Origin of the sequence: Alishewanella maricola, from assembly GCF_016343785.1 — a bacterium.
In the GTDB taxonomy this organism is placed as follows: Bacteria; Pseudomonadota; Gammaproteobacteria; order Enterobacterales; family Alteromonadaceae; genus Alishewanella; species Alishewanella maricola.
In genome coordinates this window covers 385,635-405,062 of sequence record NZ_JAEINI020000001.1, presented here as the reverse complement: position 1 = coordinate 405,062, position 19,428 = coordinate 385,635, and the positions used below count along the sequence as shown (strand labels likewise).

Below are 19,428 nucleotides of genomic sequence, written 5' to 3'. Positions count from 1 at the left end.
AGCCCTTTTCGTTTTACTTACGCTAAGGTGACCTTAGCAAATTTACGTTTACCTACCTGATAAATTTGGCAAGTGCCTTTGGCAATATCTAACTTAGCATCAGTAACCTTGGTTTCACCGTCTAACTTCACCGCGCCTTGTTTGATCATGCGTAGCGCTTCAGAGGTACTCTCCACCAAGCCAGCCGCCTTTAACAGGTTAGCAATGGGCATGCTGGGCTCATCACAGCTTAAGGTGATTTCGGCAATGTCATCTGGCAAGGCATTTTTACTAAAACGCTGAATAAAGTCTTGATGAGCCGCTTCAGCCGCCGCATCATCGTGAAAACGACTGATTAATTCTTTCGCTAAAGCAATTTTCACATCACGCGGATTCAACCCTGCTGCCATATCGTGTTTCAACTGTGCAATCTCAGTCAGCGGGCGGAAACTCAATAAGTCGTAATAACGCCACATTAACACGTCAGAGATAGACATGACTTTACCAAACATTTCGTTCGGTGCATCGGTAATACCAATGTAATTACCTAAAGATTTAGACATTTTCTGCACACCGTCTAAACCTTCCAGTAAGGGCACCATCATGACCGTTTGTGGCCGCATGCCTTCATCTTTTTGCAGCTCACGCCCCATCAACAAGTTAAAGCGTTGATCGGTGCCCCCCATCTCAACATCGGCTTCTAAGGCAACAGAATCCCAACCCTGTACTAACGGATACAGAAATTCGTGAATAGCGATGGATTGATTGTTAGCAAAACGCTTTTTAAAATCATCACGCTCTAGCATACGCGCGACGGTTTGGCGTGATCCCAGTTTGATCATGCCGGCAGCGCCTAATTTCTCCATCCACTCAGAATTAAAGGCGACCCGCGTTTTGGCCGGATCTAGAATTTTAAATACTTGTTCTTTGTAGGTTTCAGCGTTAGCCAACACCTCTTCGCGGCTTAAAGGCTTTCGCGTAACGTTTTTACCACTCGGATCGCCAATCATGCCGGTAAAGTCACCAATTAAGAATATGACTTCATGGCCTAACTGCTGAAAAGTACGCAATTTATTAATCAGCACCGTGTGGCCTAAATGTAAATCAGGCGCCGTCGGATCGAAGCCCGCCTTGATCTTAAGAGGTTTGCCTTCCTTTAATTTGGCAATTAGCTCTTCTTCAAGCAGAATTTCCTCGCAACCGCGTTTTAGCTCTGCTAATGCCTGTGCCCAATCGGCCATTTTTAACTCCTAAGAATAAATATTTTTGCTCAGATAACGGCCATTCTATCGCATGTGCCGCCGAGGTGAAACGCACAAAAGTCTGGTATCTTCGAAAAAAAACAGATATGCTCGCTTTTTGTGCATTCTCAGATATTGTGGTTATTATGCAGCAATTAGTCGCTCAAATTCCTTCTCGCCATCGCCTGCTAATTCTGCTGGTTTCTGTTTTTATTGCTATTTTGCTACTTTTACCGTCCGAGCAAGCCTCTGCCTCTCGCGGTTCCGAACACAGCAGCTTAGCCATCAGCAACACCTACAGTGTTGAACTGAACCTTCCCGCTGAAACCCCCTTAGCGGCTTTACCTGAAGTAAGCGATGAAGTGCCGGAATTACCCGATGTGGTTATCGAACAACGGGGTTTACAGTGGACCACGCTCGAAGTGCAAAGTGGCGATATCTTATCTAGCCTGTTTCGCAAAGCCAATGTTAGCCAGCAAACCATGCTGAGCATTTTAGATTTAGGCAAAACAACACGCACGTTAACTCGGCTTTATCCCGGTGAAAAACTGGAATTTGGCTTGGATGAGCAAGGCGAATTACAACAACTGCGTTATGCCATTGATCGCCTGACTACCTTACAAATCAACCGCAACCTTGAGGGCAACTTCACGGTAGAAGAATTACGCAAGCCCGTAGAACAACGCCAACAATTCACCAGTGCCGAAATTCGCAGTAATTTTTGGAGTGCCGGTTTAGCCGCAGGCTTAACCGATGCGCAGATTATGCAACTGGCTGGGATTTTTGGTTGGGACATCGATTTTGCTTTGGACATTCGCGCGGGCGATTATTTCTCTGTGCTCTATAATGCCGACTACGTTGAAGGTGAATTCTTGGGTAATGGCACCATTTTAGCGGCGCAATTCAGCAATCAGGGCCAGGTGTATCAGGCTATTCGCCATAGCGATGGTAACTACTACAAACCTGATGGTAAAAGCATGCGCCAGGCTTTTTTACGCGCGCCGGTTAGTTTTCAATACGTTAGCTCTAACTTTAATCCACGCCGCTTACATCCGGTGTTAGGCACTGTACGGGCACATAATGGTACTGATTATGTAGCGCCAGTCGGCACTCCCATTATGGCGGCAGGGGATGGCAAGGTCACAAAATCAGCCTACAATAGCTTAAATGGTCACTATGTGTTTATTCAACACGCCAATAATATTGTTACCAAATATCTGCATTTATCGAAACGCTTAGTGAAAACCGGTGAACGTGTGCGCCAAGGTCAAAGCATTGGTAAATTAGGCTCTACCGGCCGTGTAACGGGCGCGCATTTACATTATGAATTTATGCTCGATGGTGTGCATCGCAATCCACGTACCGTGAAATTACCCGAAGCACTGCCACTACAGGGTAAAGACAAGCAACAGTTTATGCTAACCGCCAGTACCGTATTGGCCGAGCTGCAACAACAACATCAGCAATACCTAGCGAGCCAAGAGCAACCTGCTGCTCCTCTGGTAGCTAACTAATACCAGTAATTGAACCTTGCTCTATTAGTAATGCTAAAGCATTTATGATTACATAAAATATCGGCTTCTTAAGCCTATACAATCCAATAAAAGATTGAAAATATTATAGTGCTTTATTAATCAATCACTTAACTTACCTTAAAGTCAGATTAAATACTCAGTTGTTAAAGCAGTTACTATACAGTACACCACCTCTGCAGAGTAAATATCGCTTTAATACTTAGCTTTGACGATAGCGACTGCTTCATTTGGTATTTTGCCAAAATAATAGGAAGTAGAGCAAAACGTTGCAGCATTTTAGGCTATGTTTATATTAATGTGCTCGAATGTTCTCGTTTCAGTTTTAGCCTGATAAGCGCCGTGCAACATATATAGTTAAGTCTTGATAAGCTGCTTTCACTGCCGCTGAAAATGCTTCGTTCAGGCTAAGCTCTGTCGGGAATACCCTATCTAGTGCTAAAAATAGTGGTACATCATGGTTGGCTATGCCTGTGCACTGCGAAACGACCTCGAGCAGATTATCGACTAAGGGATCAATCAGCTTTTCGCCCTCGCTAACGCGACGACGGATAAACAAGAACCAAGCAGCCAAACAGCTACTCAGCAGTTGAATATCACGCCCTGCCGCAAGGTTGTCTTTGATAACAGGTAAAATACGCATCGGTATTTTTTGCGAACCATCCCAGGCAATTTGGGCCAATAAATGCCGAATGGCTGGGTTACAAAAACGGGCAAAAATAGCGGTACTGTATTGGTTAACATCCAGCTCGCTGGGTGCAATAAACGATGGGATAATTTCTACGGTGACCATCTGCTTAAGTTGCGCCACCAGTTGCTGATCCTGCATCGCATCGTAAACTGTCTCATATCCAAGCAAATAGCCGGTGTAAGCCAAAGTGGAATGCGGCGCATTTAATAATCGCAACTTGGCTTTTTCAAAGGCGCTAACATCGGCGGCATAAATAACACCGGCTTGCTGCCAGGCTGGCCTCTCACTGGGTAGAATATCTTCAATCACCCATTGTACAAAAGCTTCACGTTTAATAGGCCAGTTATCTTGTAAGCCTATCTCTTTGGTAACATTGATGCGCAGTGTTTCGTCGGTCGCTGGGGTAATGCTATCGACCATAGTGCAGGGACAAATCAACTGTTGCTCTAGCCAGTTCGCCAGCGCCGGATTTTTTTGTAAAGTATAGCTAATTAATGCCCGACGCAGTTTACGGCCGTTGTCGGTCAGGTTGTCGCAGCTAATCACACAAAAGGGTGCCACATTGGCCTGATAGCGAGCAGCTAAAGCACTTGCTAATAAGCCGATGGCGGTAACAGCCTGGCTATTACCGTTTAAGTCCTGCTGAATTTGCGGGTGTTGTAAGTCCAGCTCTCCAGCGGCATTCAAGCAATAGCCTTTTTCGGTAATGGTCATGGTGACATATCGAGTGCTGGGGGCGGTTAAACGGGCAAACACCGCAGCATATTGCTCGCTGGCAATTAATACTTCCTGCACGCTACCAATAATTTGATAACTGGTTTTGCTATCGAGCACGGCAAGTGTATATAAACCATCTTGCGGCATCAGCGCCTGACTGACATCGGCTGAGCGCATCGATACGGCACTGATAGCCCAATCGCCGCCATGTTGCAGGGCTTGTTCGGTATAAAATGCCTGATGGCCACGAAAAAAAGCACCAGGGCCTAAATGTACAATGCCAATTTGTGGTTTAACCTCAGCCAGGCGATAAGCCGGAAGTGGTAATTTGCCGTCGAGGCTGGCGAGTGTACGATTGCTTAAATGTTCCATAATTTGCCTGCTGTTCACGTTTAGCTATGTGGCTTCACTCAGTAGAGGCACACAATGACTCCTTCCCTGGGGGCTCCTGTCCAGCATCCATGGTGGACACGCTTTGTTTAGCCCTTACTGAGCTTCGCTGCCGAGTATCGTGGTATACCCTGTCAACTTTTTACTATTTCAACTGATACGCTTTTTTCACCAAACCGTAAGTCAGCTCATAAGCTAACTCGCCTGCTTCGACTTCGGTTAGCCGGTGCTCTGCGACTAAACCGGCCAAAAAGCGGCAGTCAATACGACGAGCCACATCATGTCTTGCTGGAATAGATAAAAAAGCGCGGGTATCGTCGTTAAAGCCAACGGTATTATAAAAACCCGCGGTTTCGGTGACTTGATGCCGGAAGCGCAGCATACCTTCAGGGCTATCGTGGAACCACCAAGCCGGGCCGAGTTTTAAAGCCGGATAATGACCTGCTAATGGCGCCAGTTCACGGGCATAGGTGGTTTCATCCAGCGTAAACAAAATAATGTTTAAACCGGCTTCGTTACCGTATTTTTGTAATAGTGGCTTTAAGTTGCTAACAAACTCGGTTGGGCTTGGAATGTCTGCACCTTTATCCGGGCCAAAGCGCTCAAAAATCATCTGGTTATGGTTACGGTGCGCACCGGGGTGAATTTGCATAGTCATGCCATCTTGCAGACTCATACCCGCCATTTCAGTCAGCATTTGGCCTCTGAATAACTCGGTTTCTGCCATGCTAGCAGTGCCTGCTAAACAACGTTGAAAAAGCGCGGCAGCTTCCGCTTCTGGTAAATCGGCAGTAATGGCAGACGGGTGGCCATGATCGGTCGCTGTTGCACCATGTTCACGGAAAAAAGCCCGGCGAATACGTAAAGCTTGCAGGTAACCCTGCCAATGACTGGTATCTTCGCCAGTAAGTTCGCCCAATTTCGCCACATTAACCGCAAAATCGGCGTGGTCCGCATCTACAACGTCATCAGGCCGAAAGGTCGTAATAACGTTTTGTTCAAAGCCCGTCCCTTTTAATTTAGCATGGTGCCGTAAATCGTTTAACGCCCCTTCAGTAGTAGCAATTAACTCGATGTTAAAGCGCCCTAATAAAGCGCGAGGTTTAAACTCAGGCTTAGCCAACTGCTCGTTGATGGTGTCGTAATACAGATCAGCGGTGTCTTCGGTCAGCGTTACCTTTAAACCAAAGACATCATGGAATACGGTGTCTAACCAAATACGCGAAGGAGTGCCGCGGAACAAATAATAGTACTTAGCAAAAATATGAAAAATTTTGCGATAATCACTTTCTACCACTGCCCCATCTTTACGGCGAATCCCCAGCGCTTCCAGTTTAATGCCCTAGCTGTAGAGCATGCGAAAAACATAATGATCGGGTAACAACAGTAAGGCAGTGGCATTTTCAAAATTGGCATCATCGGCAAACCAACGTGGATCAGTGTGACCATGCGGGCTAACAATGGGTAAGTCTTTAATTTGCGCGTACAGTCGCTGCGCGATAGCACGAACCACCGGATCGGCTGGAAATAATCGGTCTGGGTGAAGTTCTAAAGGAAGTGTTTGAATCATGATATTTGTCCTGTTTCGTATTCAGTCAGCTGTTCCACTTAAGCTCGCCCTATCGATGCGTTGCGTAGGTTTTAATGTTATAGCGTAACGCCGCTTGCCGTATTGTAATTTCACGCTAATCAGTGAACTCTTTGTGCTTACGTTGTGTAAACAGCACAACCACCTGCAAACAGAAATTCATGGGACGCGTCGATGGCATCATGCACTGAGCGCAGCGGTAACATCATCGCCAATTCACTATGGCTTGCGCCCTTTGCCAGACTAGCTGAATATGCCTAAGCCGCCGCGCAAATTGCAACTCCAGAGCAAGCGGCTTTTTTGTCTTTCAGCAACAAAGTAAGGACTGTCGAATAACAAAGGCCGACGAGCAGCCAACCTTATTTCATTGAAATAACTAACTATCTGCATGCAAAATGTTTTAGCAAGAAAATAGATAACTTTCTATAAAAAAACCACTTCCATAAGAAGTGGTTTACTAAGACTAGTAGAATTAAATAACGACGTTCTAATAGCGCTTTATTTCATAGTATTGTTAGTTTAACCCACTAAAGCCAACAGAATACCGGCAGCCACAGCTGAGCCGATAACACCTGCTACGTTCGGTCCCATCGCATGCATTAACAAGAAGTTATGCGGATCAGCTTCTAAACCCAATTTGTTCGATACCCTTGCGGCCATCGGTACCGCAGAAACCCCAGCAGAGCCAATCAACGGGTTGATGCTTTGCTTTGATACCTTATTCATGAACTTCGCCATCAACACACCGGCAGCGGTACCGATAGCAAACGCCACCATACCCAGCATCAGGATGCCCAAGGTTTGGGTCGTTAAGAATTTATCGGCACTTAAGCGTGAACCGACCGCGAGGCCTAAAAAAATGGTAACGATGTTAATTAACTCGTTTTGTGCGGTTTTGCTTAAACGATCAACTACACCACACTCTTTCATTAGGTTACCTAAACAGAACATACCAATTAACGGCGTGGCGGTAGGTAATAACAAAATAGTGAGCACTAACAACAGTAAAGGAAAGACGATCTTCTCGCGCTTAGACACCACACGCAGTTGTGTCATTTGGATCTTCCGCTCTGCTGGTGTAGTTAATGCTCGCATAATAGGAGGCTGGATCAGCGGCACCAGCGCCATATATGAGTATGCGGCTACCGCAATAGCGCCAAGCAAATCAGGCGCTAAGCGCGATGCTAAAAAGATCGCCGTTGGACCATCAGCGCCGCCAATAATGGCAATCGCTGAAGCCTCTTTCATGGTAAAACTTAAACCGGGTACCCAGTTCAGTGCGATAGCACCAAGTAGCGTAGCAAAAATACCAAACTGTGCGGCGGCCCCTAAAAACAACATCCGCGGATTAGCAATTAAAGCGCTAAAGTCGGTTAAGGCACCCACCCCAAGGAAAATGAGCAACGGGAATAAACCCGAGGTAATACCCATATCATAAAACAGATAGAGTACCCCGCCAGGCTCACCCATACCGGCTAAGGGTACGTTAGTTAAGATTGCGCCAAAGCCAATCGGTACTAACAACAGGGGTTCAAAACCTTTGGCGATAGCCAAAAACAGTAGCAGTACCCCAACCAACATCATAATGATTTGGCCAAGGCTAAAGTGCACTAACCCCGTTGAATCAATCAGTGTTTGAATAGCTTCCATCAGAAATCCTTGTTATCTCAACACTGCATTAATCGAAACTGATTAGCACATCACCGGTCGTGACAGAGTCACCGGCCGCAACATGAATTTTTGAGACAGTACCATTGGCCACCGCCCGCACTTCAGTTTCCATCTTCATCGCTTCCATAATGATCACCACATCACCCCGCTGCACGCTGGCACCCGGCTTGGTCACGATTTTCCAGATATTACCGGCTAAGGGGGCATTTAACGTTGCACTACCGGTAACCGAGGCGCTACCAGGAATATTTTCAGATACCACCGGTTTAACGCTGCTTAATTCACCTGTTGGCGCAACATCAACCTCATACACTTTCCCGTCTACCCGCACGCTATAGCTCGCTGGGCCATTGTTAGTCTGTGGTTGACGCTCTGCCACGGCTGGTTTTGCAGAAGAAGAAGGCATAACCGGTGCAGGCTCAAACGCCGCCGGATTGTTACGATTTTTCAGGAACTTCAAGCCCACTTGTGGGAATAAAGCATAAGTTAATACGTCATCAATAGTATCAGTAGCTAAATCGATGTTTTCGGTTTTCGCGAGTTCGGTGAGTTCTGCGGTAAGCTTCTCTAACTCTGGCGTTAATACATCCGCTGGGCGGCAAGTAATGGCTTTGCCACCGGCCAAAACCTTTTCCTGTAATTCCGCATTAACCGGCGCCGGTGTGGCACCGTATTCGCCTTTTAACACACCCGCTGTTTCTTTGGTGATGGTTTTGTAGCGCTCGCCCGTTAAGACGTTTAATACCGCCTGAGTACCCACAATTTGCGATGTCGGTGTGACTAACGGTAAGAAACCTAGATCTTCGCGCACGCGAGGGATTTCTTTTAGTACGTCATCCAGTTTCTCGATGGCGCCTTGTTCTTTTAACTGACTTTCCATATTGGTTAGCATGCCACCTGGCACTTGCGCTAACAAAATTCGGGCGTCAACGCCTTTTAATGAGCCTTCAAACTGGGCATATTTCGCCCGCACATCACGGAAATAAGCTGCGATTTCTGCCATCAGCTCCATATTCAGCCCGGTATCACGTTCTGTGCCTTCAGTGATTGCAACCATTGTTTCCGTTGCAGTGTGACCATAGGTCATACTCATAGAAGAAATGGCGGTATCAAGCATATCAATACCCGCATCAATGGCTTTCTGATACGTAGCGGTGCTTAAACCGGTGGTGGCATGACATTGCATAGCAATGGGTATTTTTACTTCTTCTTTTAAACGGGTAATTAACTCTTCACAAGTATAAGGTTTAAGTAAACCGGCCATGTCTTTAATACAAATGGAGTCACAACCCATATCTTCTAACTGCCGCGCCATATTCAACCACATATCAATGGTATGCACTGGGCTGACGGTATAAGAAATGGTGCCTTGAGCATGCGCGCCCACCTTGATGGCCGCTTGTACTGCGGTTTGCAAATTACGAATATCGTTCATGGCATCAAAGATGCGGAATACATCTACACCGTTGTCGTGGGCGCGTTCAACAAAGCGCGTGACAACATCATCGGCATAATGGCGATAGCCCAGTAAATTTTGACCGCGTAACAACATTTGCTGCTTGGTGTTTGGCATAGCTTTTTTTAATTCGCGAATGCGATGCCAAGGATCTTCACCTAAATAACGTATACAAGAATCGAAGGTGGCCCCACCCCAAGACTCCATTGACCAGTAACCGACTTTATCTAACTTGCTGGCGATTGGCAGCATATCTTCTAAACGTAAGCGGGTAGCCAACAACGATTGGTGTGCATCGCGCAACACCAGCTCGGTTAATAACAAAGGCTTCGTCATGCCAGTATCCTCTTGGTCTGTTTATTGTTTTTGACGGTACTGATGCACTGCAGCACTGATAGCAGCAATGATAGTAGGGGAAACACCGCCGGCAGCCGTTGTGCTGACGTGAGATGATTTTTCGGTTTGTTTAACAGGGAAATAACGCTGGATCGTTTTGCTCATGAGTTGCAGTAACACCACTAGCAAAAATAGAAAAGTAAACACCGAGACCATGCCTATCAGCATCAACCCCGCCGCTTCAAATAGTAAATCAGCAACCATCGTTAAATTCCTCAACGTGTTTACACAGTGGCGCTTGCTTAGAAAGCTTAGCAAGCGTTAGACAATAGTTAACAAAGTATGGTCTAAACTGTTGTGATAATAAAATAAATTAGCGTGATACTTACTATAGGTCTTGTAGCCGATTGCCAGCTTAGCGTCAAGAGTTAAGACATTTAAATTTCTAGACATCCAAACAGCTAAATATGCCCCACACTCACGTTAATGCTGCTGCACGGCTAAGGTGATGTCCTGTAATAACTGCTGCCAGCCTTGACTCAAGGCGTTTACCATGGCTGGATAACCGGCATCGGCCAGCGGTACCTGGTACAAAAAGGCTTGTGTTTGCACTCGTTTCTCGTCGCTAATACTGTAACGGCCACTGACCACAGCCTGACCATCCGCATCGGCATAAAAACGGTCTATATCTAAGCGTAATAGCGCAACTTGTGCGGTCGGCTGTGGCAATAACGCCAGCTTTGGCACACTGGTCAATAAATACTCAGCAAGCTGACGTTGCAGCTGTTGCTCTAAGGAGTCTGTCCACAGATGCTGTCGCGCGATACTAAACTCGACCGTTGATTGTTGCACCACTAAACCACTGCCATTTAAATAACTCGCCACTCTCACTGGCGCAATGGCTAACGCGGCTATCGCTGCTGGCTCGACTGGCTTGGCACTTGGTGCTGCAACCTGATAATAACGTGTACCATTAACAGTGTTGCTGCATGCACTTAAGGTGATCAGCAAGACCAGTATGACAAGTAAATGTAGTTTCATTGTTGAGCTTTCCTTGGCTGCGGATCGGCATTATCACTGGCATTGATCAGTAAGGCATTACTTTGCTGATTCAACATTTTCAACACCGGTTGTAACTCTCTTAGTACCTGATCCATCATTTGCAAATTCATTCCCGCTCGTTCATAAGCGGTTGACCCTGGGCTTACCCCGGCTAACGCTTGGCGTAAGTCATTTAAGCTTTGCTGTAATTCACTCGGTAACTGCTGTAACTCAGGTTTGCTAACAAACTGCTGTAAGGTCGCTAATAATTGCTCACTGCTGGCTAGCATTTGCTCTGTTGCTGCCAAGGTTTGTTGGCCCTGCGTTAAGAATTCTTCTAATTGCAGATTATTGACTTTATCCAATGCCATCAGCACTTTTTGCTCAATGTTACTAAAACCGCTGCGCGCTGAAGGTAAGCTGGGATAGCCCGCTTGGCGACTTAACAACAACTGCTCGTTATATAACGCTTGCTGCCGACTGTCGGCTAATAGCTCGCTGTTGATATCCAAATCGACATAGAGTGCTCCCGTTAATAAATTACCGGTTTTTAATACGGCATGCAGGCCACGACTTACCGCCTGGCTAAGTTCATTACCCAATTGCGCTAAGGTGAGGTTTTCATAAAGCCGGCCGGCTTCAATTCTTAACAGAACAGGCACCCCTTGATTCAACGAAACTTCAAACGGTTTTTTCATCGCGAAAAAGAACGGTACACTGGTAACGGTACCCACTCGCACCCCTCTAAACTCAACCGGCGCACCGGCCTTTAAGCCGCGTACCGATTCATCAAAAAAGACCAGATACTCTACAAACTGATAATACATACCATCTTGGATGCTTTGTTTATCCGGAAACAACTGAAACTCGGTACCATTTTCGGCCGCGGCACCAACAGGCCAACCATCTAGCACATCAAAACTGACACCACCGCTCAGTAAGGTAGCGGCAGAGCCCACATCCACTGACAAACCTTCTGCCGATAAGTCGATAGACAAGCCACTACTCAGCCAAAACCGCACATTTTCAGTAACCAACACGTCAAAAGGTTGTTTGATATATAACTGATAATGCGTGCTGCGCGTGCTTAGTTCAAATTCGCTGCTTTCCACGGTGCCCACTTCATAGCCTCGGTATAACACCGGATCACCAATGGTTAAGCCGCCCGCATCAGAGGTTTGTAATTTTACACGCACGCCAGGTGCATCAGCTGAAGCAACGGGTGGGGTATTTAATAACGGATGGGTGAGCACCACCCGAGTCGCATCACCGGGTTGTAATTCAATATAAGAACCCGACATCAGGGTATTTAAGCCGGTTACACCACCTCGACCAATCTGAGGTTTTACCACCCAAAACTGTGACGCTTCGTTTAACAATGGCGTCACATTCGGTTTCATACGCGCTTTGATCATCACTTGACTAAGATCTTCACTCAATTCAACCGAGACCACCTGCCCAACATCGACATTACGATTCTTAATTTGGGTTTTACCGGCAACAATACCTTCCGCGTTTTCTGCCACGAGCAACAACATCGCGCCTTGTTGCTGAAAATGGTTATATAACATCCACAAACCAATGAGGATAGCGACGATAGGCACTACCCAAATCGGTGACCACTGCTTGATCGGACTTACCTCGGCCTGCACTAACTCTGCCTCTGTCACACATCTCTCCTTGTCTCAGCTTGCTGATCCCACAGCAAACGCGGATCAAAACTTATTGCCGCCAACATGGTAATCACCACCACTGCAGCAAATACTAACGCCCCCACTCCGGGATAGACGCTCATCAGCAAACCGAACCGTACCAAAGCTGCCAAAATGGCCACCACTAACACATCGACCATAGACCAGCGACCTACCCAATCCACCAATAAGTAAATTTGCGTGCTCATCTTACCTTGTCTGGCTGTGGGGTACTTTGTCAAATAGCATAACCAGAACATCACAATGATTTTCACTATGGGCACCACCACACTGGCTAACAATATCACAATCGCCACCGGATATTCGCCGTCTTGCCACATTAACAATAAACCACTAATGATGGTTGAATCGGTAACACTTCCAAAAGAGACCGTACGCATTATAGGTAACAAATTTGCCGGTATATACAAAATACAAGCCGCCAGCAAAAGTGCGAGTGTACGCTGCAAGCTCGCAGGATTGCGGGCATGCACTCTACTATGGCAGCGCGGACAATGCGTATGCTGCTCACGCATAATCGCGGTGCAACACTGGCATAATTTTAGCTGTTGGCTTAAACCACTTTGCCCGACTTTCGCCGCTACTGCCGGTTGCGGGCTCGGCGCAATCTTCGACCAGAGTTGATGGCGGTCGATCACCTGAAAAGTACGTAAATGAAATAAACAAAATAAACAAAAAGCCCAAAAGCTTGGACCCAGAGAAATATCGGCATCGGCAACCAACTTAACAAAGCTGATTAACAACCCCATCAAAAAGATGTCCACCATACTCCACGGCTTCAACATAAACAGCACGCGAGCCACCCAAATACGCGCTGGCAAACGGTAAACCATACCCAACTTTAAATAAATCACTGCCACCATACAAAATGCTGGAACCGCTTGAATAAATAACCAAACTAAGATTGCTAAGCTTTGGTGATACTCATTAAACAATACCGAAGACGCATCAAAAAAATGCATTTCGCTATGGTTACCGGCTAAGCCCATACTGACGAAAGGAAATAAATTCGCCATTAACAACATAAACAGCGCTGAAGCCGCATAAGAGACTGGACGTAAGATGGGCTGTGGCTGTCGTGCATCCAGCTGAGAATGACATCGGCGACAATGCGCTTCTTGTCCGGCTTGCAAACTGGGTAATTGTTGTAATAAATCACAATGCCGGCACAGCACCAATTCGTCGTTTGGCGCTGAAGCAGCAGAAAGAGATGGTGGAAGCGTTTGACCGTTAGCGATGGACACGAATGAATTTGCCCTCGAGGAACTATGTTGCTGTTATAGCATATTTTCGAAAATCAAACGACTAAATATCATGGTCACGGGTAGCGGCATTATTGCAAAACTATGGCGTTTCGCTTGACACCTTTATCTCTTAATATAAATGACTCAAAGTAACCGCAAATTTCATTTGCATCAGCCTGTAATTATTAACATTTTCGCCGTTGGCGAGATACTTTCTTTTGCGTCGCTAAAAGAAAGCATCCAAAGAAAATGCGCCCCCACTTCTGCTCGAAAGCCCGACTGCTCATGCGCTGTCCAAGGCGAAAACGTAACTCGCACGGCACTACCGTCGCCGCACTCAAACACCCGTTTTCTTAAAACCTTGGCCAACAATGATCAGTCGGCTCGCTCTAAGGGGACTAAAATCCGGAGCACGCTTTTTTCACAAGCTTCGGGGGCAGATACCAAGATTTTATTCCACAAGAAAAAACCTGTAATAAGATGATAGTATTTAACTTTTTCGCCGTTGGCGAGATACTTTCTTTTGCGTCGCCAAAAGAAAGTACCCAAAGAAAATGCGACCCCACTTCCGCTCGAAAGCCCGACTGCTCATGCGCTGTCCAAGGCGAAAACGTAACTCGCGCGGCGCTACCGTCGCCGCACTCAAACACCCGTTTTCTTAAAACCTTGGCCAACGATGATCAGTCGGCTCGCTCTAAGGGGGAGTTGCAGCAAGCTTCTGGGTCAGAGACAAGCATCTTGTTAAGTGCCGCTATCTTGGGTAAAAGTGAGCTAATGGGCTTACCAGTAAAACGGTTAACAGTACAAGGCCAAACAATAATGTGAAAGCTGAAACCTTTGATAATAACAACGCGATCCTGTCATCTGATTTTTTGTAAATAGCCGCTAAAGCAACTAATAAACAAATTGATACCACATAAGTAATCAGCGCCATTGAGCTTCCAATTGAAATCCCTTCCCCATTGCTTCCATAAAACTTATAAAGGCTCCAAAGTGCACTGGTTACACGCTCTGTTACTGCATATAGCTGGTAAAAACTGATCAGTAAGATCAGCAGAGCTAAAGAACGAAAGAGTAGTTTCATGGCCATATGTACATTATTTTGCAGGAGAAACCTGTAATAAGATGAAAGTAGTTAACTTTTTTGCTGTTGCCGTTTAGCTTGAGTAAGGGGTTAGGTATTGTTGTTTTCGTTGTACCGGGCGTTTATCTTCTCGATGGAGTTGATAACTAGCTGCTCCAGCACAGTTGTATCTAGATCGGAAAGGCGCTTAAAGTATAAACAGGATTTGGTCATACGGTGCTGGCCAAGCTTACAGAGCAGCGAGGCATGGGATGTATCTTCGCAGCTTAAATAGACAACAAGTTCTCGTCCTCTGATAGCGAAGCCGGTTAAACACATTTCTCCCGTTCTGCCACTCTCGTATTTGTACTTGTATGAGCCATAGCCGACGATGCTCGGGCCCCACATCTTCGGTGGCTGCCCTGTAATTTTCTTAAACATCGCCATTAGGGTTTCACAATCTGTCTTTTGGCTGTCGTTAGCACGTGTGGATATGTAGTCTGCAACACTGGCGTGAGTTGCCTTTGTCTTAAGTTCAGCCATTTTTATCGTTCCTCAGAGAATTTTTTGTAGCGCCTCACGCTCAAAATTAACGCGCTGCGGGTTGGTGTTCGACAGCCAGTGGCAGCAAGTGATGCGTATTGTTATCAGCTGAACTCACGTATTTGAATATGATTACCATCTGAGTCTGCTATGTTACATACCTTAAATATTGGATTAGACCATACACCTGCAAATGACTGACCGCCTAGCTGCTCGGCTTTCAATTTAGCGGCATTGAGATCATCGACTGCCATAAACAGCTTAATTGAATTGAAATCTGGTGTAGGCATTGTAGTTAGTGGAACATGGATAACGATATTAAAGCCGTCTTTAACCAGACTTACGAACTCTGACGTTTCCCGCGTCACGTTCATCAAAAACAACTCAGTATAAAATTTAGCAAGCGAATGAATATTATTAGAATATATTAAAGCGCCGTTTTTTGCCGGTCCCATCATTTCTATTCCTTATTACGCAAATGATGCAATACATTATAACGCTTAAATCAGCCGCCGTTTTGGGTGGCTGCATTCACTGATTAGGCGGTAAATAGCGCCTTGCATTTTTCTCACCCAGCGCCTTCGCAAAACGCTCATACACCCAAAGTGCAGAATGCCGCATAGCAGAACGCAAATTCTGATCCTGATTATGAGGTTCGTAGTCTCTTTTAACGCCATCCCACGGAAACACCTGAAATGCGTCCTTAACTATTCCGGCATCTAACGCAAAAAGGGTATGAGGGATTTTATAGGTGGATGCGGGTGAGTAGCGCTGATTCGCTCGTACTCTATCATAAACACTGACTTTTTCGGTTGAACCACGACCGTCAACGATAAGAATAGTGCCGGTTGCTTGATGCTTATCGAAGAATGCTTGCCATTCAGGGTTGTCAGAAATTTTCTCCTGAGTGAAGACGTCAGGACTAAAAATTACGAAAGTTAACAAAAAAATAAAAAATTTAATATTCACTATGCATCCAAGTGAGCCTAACGCCTTAATTAGCAAAAACATGTTGGCTAAATTGCAGCGGCGCAAAACCAAGCCAACGTAAATTTGCGCAATTCAAACCGCGAGTTAGAAATACCCTAAGACCAAACCGGAGGCCAGCCAAATAGCAATATACTTGCAAAAAACAAAGGGACTGAAATAGCCGTTAAAAAGTAACCATATATCATCGGTGAGCGATAAAGGTCACAAAATTTAATACCGGAGCTTGAATTGGATTCTTTATATAGTTTCTGTATTAAATACTTAGTGGTTGGCCAAGCTTTTACAAGATCACCGTTGCTCATAATGGTCGGGCTACCAGCGTGCTGCCATTGTTCCGGATGGTGCTTTTTCAACTTGATTAAAAACGTCCACTGTATAGCACTACCGATAACCAGCATTCCTAAAAAGTAAATTAGTGCTATAGCGGTTGGGTGTGTTATCGATTCCATTTTGTCCTCCTCAGCGCCAAATTCAGCGCAGAAAACTTAGCCGCGCTTTAACATCGCAGCTAGCTATAAAGTTGGCTTGTTATAACTAATCTTGTTGCAACTTACTGACTTCACGCTTTATAAAAAACCACATGAATAATCCCCAAAATAACCCACCAATTGGAAACAACACAAGCGCGAGAAATATACTTTCGTTAAAAGGTATGCTGTCGATAAAATGCATGATCGCTGACCACAGAATGGCTGTTGGCACTCCCCAGCCAAGCACACCGTGCTTTAAAACGTAAGACCATTTACCTTTTCTAACCAAAGCCTTTAGCTTTTCTGATTGGTGTGGGTGCATAAACTTAACCATTTAAAGTTTTAACGCACGTAGCACAAGCCGAAACCCGCGCAGCGTTTGAGGACCAGGCCACGCTTTTTGTTGCTGGAACAAAAATTAAGCAATTTTTTATAAACTTAGACACTGTACCATGTGGGTTTTGGCTCTTTTGAATTCCACCCCCAATCTTGTAATGTTTCAATGACGTGCTCACGGTCATATTTATCATAGTAACTTGGATTGAGCCCCGTTCCTTGAAAACCTTTAAGCTTAGAGGCTTCAAAACAAGCTTCTTCAGAGTCCTTGCGAGATGTAATGAGGGTACCGTTAGGTCCACCAAACTGAGGCAATAAGCCCGTAATTTGATATTCTTGACCATCAGAGCCGATAAATATGTATGGTGATATAAACAGTATCTCAAGGTCTTCAGCTGCATCCAACCAAGATTGTTGTGGACGATTAATAAGCGAACTCAACAACTTCACATTCTCATTGTCTGGTGCGTCAATATCTCTGTAGACCAAAAAGTCTACGAACCCACCTTCGTCAAAAGACACAACCCAACGCTCTGAAAAAGCGTCCACCTCAACATCAATGCATCCCATATGTTCGCGATATTCTATGCGAATTGGATATTTCTCTTCACTCATCAGAGCCAGAAAATCGAAAAGTTTCATCTTACCCCTATTGGCTTTTAACACCTGCCTAAGCGGCAATTACTAATCGGCTAAAATATTGAGCGCAGCGACAATAGCCCATTATTAATTGTCCGAGCTTGTGAGCGAATTGAGGCACTTGTTATGTGCCATTAATCCACTGTAATTCACAGTTGCTATAAATAACTGCAACTAGAGCTTTTTTGTTAGCTTCATTATTGTATTGCAACTCAATGAAACCCAAACTACTGTCACTATCTATTTCACGAGATAATTCATGGGAATATCGTAGGTTTACCAATTTATGTTCAAACATAAAACCATCGCTTGAAGCTTGGTGTTGTTTCGCGATGAAAACTCTGCTGATCATATCAACGGCTTCAGACTCAGGGATATTTAAACAATCCCTATTAGATTGCTGGACATAAAATGAAACAGCAAAAATAGATGTAAAGCATAGTAATATCACAAGTAAAATTTTAATCACACGCTTCAATATACGACTCCAAACTAGCTAAGGTACATAACGCAGCCAGCAGCGGCCGAAAAACCGCACAGCGGGTTTGAGGTCCAGCGACCAAAGGAAGCGTTGCTGACTGGCCTTGTTAAATTCAATTAGCTCTACAGCACTTTCTTTGCAGGCTGAGTAACTATCAAGTAAATGATATACCCAAGTATCGGAAAAAATACGACTGCTAAAGACCAACCAAACTTTGCACCACCGTGTGAACGGCTTGAGAGAATTACATGAATCAATGGCAAAACCATTATGAGTAACAAATGCCAAATACTTATCCCACCCATCATAAATTTAATCCTTTAATTAATTTGAACATTAAAATCTTTCTCAAGACCACTTTGAATTTAACAGCTTATTCGACGAAAAATTCCATATTTAAAAACGGACTTTTCAGCCTTTGTAAATTTCATGTTGATAACATTACATCGGTTTTGACCTGTTCACAATGAGTTATGGGTACAGAAGTTTTATTATTAGTGATAGATGCTGAAAAATCCGCCTATCGAGCACGATGCTCTCTCAATATGGCCTTTCTGTAATTTCAGTAAATAATATTTAGTAATATGCCTTTAAAAAGACCGCTTTGACACAATCTGCTTTTCAGTAAGCAAACACCACTCTAGATCTTATCCCCCTTAGAGCGAGCCGACTGATCATCGTTGGCCAAGGTTTTAAGAAAACGGGTGTTTGAGTGCGGCGACGAAGCATAGCGCGAGTTACGTTTTCGCCTTGGGCAACGCATGAGCAGTCGGGCTTTCGAGCGGAAGTGGGGTCGCATTTTCTTTGGATACTTTCTTTTGGCGACGCAAAAGAAAGTATCTCGCCAACGGCGAAAATGTTTAGCTAAGTAACAATATATGCTTTAAATTAAAAAAACCCGCTAAGGCATAAGCCGTAGCGGGTTCTTCGTATAGGGTGGACGCAGGAGGATAACAGGCGGCTATCCTGCCGCCTGCCCTACGGGTCGCACTAAAGTGCGCGCCAAGTTGTCAGGGGCTTTACTGCCCCTGATCCAAGGGCCTGCTTTGCAGTCCAAAATTGTTCCTGACAATTTTGTGCTTCCAGGCAAGTTTGTCGAACCTAACGGAGCTTCTCACCCGCCTGCGTCAGTTGGCATCACGTCAGAATAAAAAAACCCGCTAAGGCATAAGCCGTAGCGGGTTCTTTGTATATGGTGGACGCAGGAGGATTCGAACCTCCGACCGCTCGGTTCGTAGCCGAGTACTCTATCCAGCTGAGCTATGCGTCCAGGGTCAAGCAAGTTGTCTACACAATGATTAAAGTACT

General features: G+C 45.3%; 18 protein-coding genes, 1 tRNA gene and 1 pseudogene. 1 reads left to right on the top strand and 19 read right to left on the bottom strand.

Translation table 11 applies throughout. The features are described 5' to 3' along the window. Window positions 1-17: 17 nt before the first annotated feature. Entirely contained in the window at window positions 18-1,220 is a 1,203-nt protein-coding gene (gene tyrS / locus JAO78_RS01985; RefSeq protein WP_226749675.1) for a tyrosine--tRNA ligase, read from the bottom strand. A gap of 65 nt (window positions 1,221-1,285) precedes the next feature. On the opposite strand from tyrS, the gene JAO78_RS01980 reads away from it, so the two are divergent. Then, window positions 1,286-2,734, top strand: a complete 1,449-nt coding sequence (locus JAO78_RS01980; protein ID WP_226749674.1) for a peptidoglycan DD-metalloendopeptidase family protein — start codon at window positions 1,286-1,288, stop codon at window positions 2,732-2,734. A 343-nt stretch (window positions 2,735-3,077) separates the two neighbouring features. Here the strand turns inward: JAO78_RS01980 and JAO78_RS01975 are convergent, their stop codons facing one another. From JAO78_RS01975 to JAO78_RS01890, 18 genes and pseudogenes are all read right to left on the bottom strand, one after another. After that, complete coding sequence (locus tag JAO78_RS01975) at window positions 3,078-4,532, bottom strand: mannitol dehydrogenase family protein (RefSeq protein WP_226749673.1); 1,455 nt, start codon at window positions 4,530-4,532, stop codon at window positions 3,078-3,080. A 163-nt stretch (window positions 4,533-4,695) separates the two neighbouring features. Continuing rightward, window positions 4,696-6,120 (bottom strand): annotated as a pseudogene (gene uxaC / locus JAO78_RS01970) (glucuronate isomerase). A 537-nt stretch (window positions 6,121-6,657) separates the two neighbouring features. Then, window positions 6,658-7,788 (bottom strand): sodium ion-translocating decarboxylase subunit beta, encoded by a 1,131-nt coding sequence (locus JAO78_RS01965; protein ID WP_226749672.1) that lies wholly within the window; start codon window positions 7,786-7,788, stop codon window positions 6,658-6,660. 28 nt (window positions 7,789-7,816) lie between these two features. Next, complete coding sequence (gene oadA / locus JAO78_RS01960) at window positions 7,817-9,601, bottom strand: sodium-extruding oxaloacetate decarboxylase subunit alpha (RefSeq protein WP_226749671.1); 1,785 nt, start codon at window positions 9,599-9,601, stop codon at window positions 7,817-7,819. A gap of 21 nt (window positions 9,602-9,622) precedes the next feature. After that, entirely contained in the window at window positions 9,623-9,865 is a 243-nt protein-coding gene (locus JAO78_RS01955) for an oxaloacetate decarboxylase subunit gamma (RefSeq protein ID WP_226749670.1), read from the bottom strand. 219 nt (window positions 9,866-10,084) lie between these two features. After that, on the bottom strand, window positions 10,085-10,642 hold the full coding sequence (locus JAO78_RS01950) for a PqiC family protein (protein WP_226749669.1): 558 nt from the start codon (window positions 10,640-10,642) through the stop codon (window positions 10,085-10,087). After that, complete coding sequence (gene pqiB / locus JAO78_RS01945) at window positions 10,639-12,312, bottom strand: intermembrane transport protein PqiB (protein ID WP_226749668.1); 1,674 nt, start codon at window positions 12,310-12,312, stop codon at window positions 10,639-10,641. Before pqiB ends, JAO78_RS01950 begins: the two co-directional genes overlap by 4 nt. After that, on the bottom strand, window positions 12,309-13,598 hold the full coding sequence (locus JAO78_RS01940; protein WP_226749667.1) for a PqiA/YebS family transporter subunit: 1,290 nt from the start codon (window positions 13,596-13,598) through the stop codon (window positions 12,309-12,311). Before JAO78_RS01940 ends, pqiB begins: the two co-directional genes overlap by 4 nt. Before the next feature lie 751 nt (window positions 13,599-14,349). Beyond that, a complete protein-coding gene (locus JAO78_RS01935) occupies window positions 14,350-14,688 on the bottom strand; it encodes a hypothetical protein (protein ID WP_226749666.1) in 339 nt (112 codons plus the stop codon). 84 nt (window positions 14,689-14,772) lie between these two features. Further along, on the bottom strand, window positions 14,773-15,204 hold the full coding sequence (locus JAO78_RS01930; protein ID WP_226749665.1) for a DUF1801 domain-containing protein: 432 nt from the start codon (window positions 15,202-15,204) through the stop codon (window positions 14,773-14,775). A gap of 104 nt (window positions 15,205-15,308) precedes the next feature. Beyond that, window positions 15,309-15,662 carry a VOC family protein gene (locus JAO78_RS01925; protein ID WP_226749664.1) on the bottom strand — a complete coding sequence of 118 codons (354 nt, stop codon included), beginning with the start codon at window positions 15,660-15,662 and terminating at the stop codon, window positions 15,309-15,311. 73 nt (window positions 15,663-15,735) lie between these two features. Continuing rightward, entirely contained in the window at window positions 15,736-16,173 is a 438-nt protein-coding gene (locus JAO78_RS01920; protein ID WP_226749663.1) for a penicillin-binding transpeptidase domain-containing protein, read from the bottom strand. Between the two features lie 116 nt (window positions 16,174-16,289). Then, window positions 16,290-16,643: a hypothetical protein gene (locus tag JAO78_RS01915; RefSeq protein ID WP_226749662.1), complete on the bottom strand. Its 354-nt coding sequence runs from the start codon at window positions 16,641-16,643 to the stop codon at window positions 16,290-16,292. Window positions 16,644-16,728: 85 nt separating this feature from the next. Beyond that, window positions 16,729-16,998 carry a hypothetical protein gene (locus JAO78_RS01910; protein WP_226749661.1) on the bottom strand — a complete coding sequence of 90 codons (270 nt, stop codon included), beginning with the start codon at window positions 16,996-16,998 and terminating at the stop codon, window positions 16,729-16,731. A 104-nt stretch (window positions 16,999-17,102) separates the two neighbouring features. Continuing rightward, entirely contained in the window at window positions 17,103-17,642 is a 540-nt protein-coding gene (locus tag JAO78_RS01905; RefSeq protein WP_226749660.1) for a hypothetical protein, read from the bottom strand. Window positions 17,643-17,763: 121 nt separating this feature from the next. Continuing rightward, window positions 17,764-18,117, bottom strand: coding sequence for a hypothetical protein (locus tag JAO78_RS01900; protein ID WP_226749659.1), 354 nt, complete (start codon window positions 18,115-18,117; stop codon window positions 17,764-17,766). 125 nt (window positions 18,118-18,242) lie between these two features. Next, on the bottom strand, window positions 18,243-18,389 hold the full coding sequence (locus tag JAO78_RS16830; RefSeq protein WP_226749957.1) for a PLDc N-terminal domain-containing protein: 147 nt from the start codon (window positions 18,387-18,389) through the stop codon (window positions 18,243-18,245). 924 nt (window positions 18,390-19,313) lie between these two features. Continuing rightward, window positions 19,314-19,390, bottom strand: a tRNA-Arg gene (locus JAO78_RS01890). Window positions 19,391-19,428 lie beyond the last annotated feature (38 nt).

Excerpts from the sequence above, each read along its gene's own strand:
- JAO78_RS01905 (WP_226749660.1), bottom strand. The coding sequence starts at position 17,642 with ATGAAACTTTTCGATTTTCTGGCTCTGATGAGTGAAGAGAAATATCCA.
- JAO78_RS01910 (WP_226749661.1), bottom strand. The coding sequence starts at position 16,998 with ATGGTTAAGTTTATGCACCCACACCAATCAGAAAAGCTAAAGGCTTTG.
- JAO78_RS01975 (WP_226749673.1), bottom strand. The coding sequence starts at position 4,532 with ATGGAACATTTAAGCAATCGTACACTCGCCAGCCTCGACGGCAAATTA.
- oadA (WP_226749671.1), bottom strand. The coding sequence starts at position 9,601 with ATGACGAAGCCTTTGTTATTAACCGAGCTGGTGTTGCGCGATGCACAC.
- JAO78_RS01915 (WP_226749662.1), bottom strand. The coding sequence starts at position 16,643 with ATGGAATCGATAACACACCCAACCGCTATAGCACTAATTTACTTTTTA.
- JAO78_RS01950 (WP_226749669.1), bottom strand. The coding sequence starts at position 10,642 with ATGAAACTACATTTACTTGTCATACTGGTCTTGCTGATCACCTTAAGT.
- JAO78_RS01955 (WP_226749670.1), bottom strand. The coding sequence starts at position 9,865 with ATGGTTGCTGATTTACTATTTGAAGCGGCGGGGTTGATGCTGATAGGC.
- JAO78_RS01965 (WP_226749672.1), bottom strand. The coding sequence starts at position 7,788 with ATGGAAGCTATTCAAACACTGATTGATTCAACGGGGTTAGTGCACTTT.
- JAO78_RS01930 (WP_226749665.1), bottom strand. The coding sequence starts at position 15,204 with ATGGCTGAACTTAAGACAAAGGCAACTCACGCCAGTGTTGCAGACTAC.
- JAO78_RS01935 (WP_226749666.1), bottom strand. The coding sequence starts at position 14,688 with ATGGCCATGAAACTACTCTTTCGTTCTTTAGCTCTGCTGATCTTACTG.
- tyrS (WP_226749675.1), bottom strand. The coding sequence starts at position 1,220 with ATGGCCGATTGGGCACAGGCATTAGCAGAGCTAAAACGCGGTTGCGAG.
- JAO78_RS01925 (WP_226749664.1), bottom strand. The coding sequence starts at position 15,662 with ATGATGGGACCGGCAAAAAACGGCGCTTTAATATATTCTAATAATATT.
- JAO78_RS16830 (WP_226749957.1), bottom strand. The coding sequence starts at position 18,389 with ATGGTTTTGCCATTGATTCATGTAATTCTCTCAAGCCGTTCACACGGT.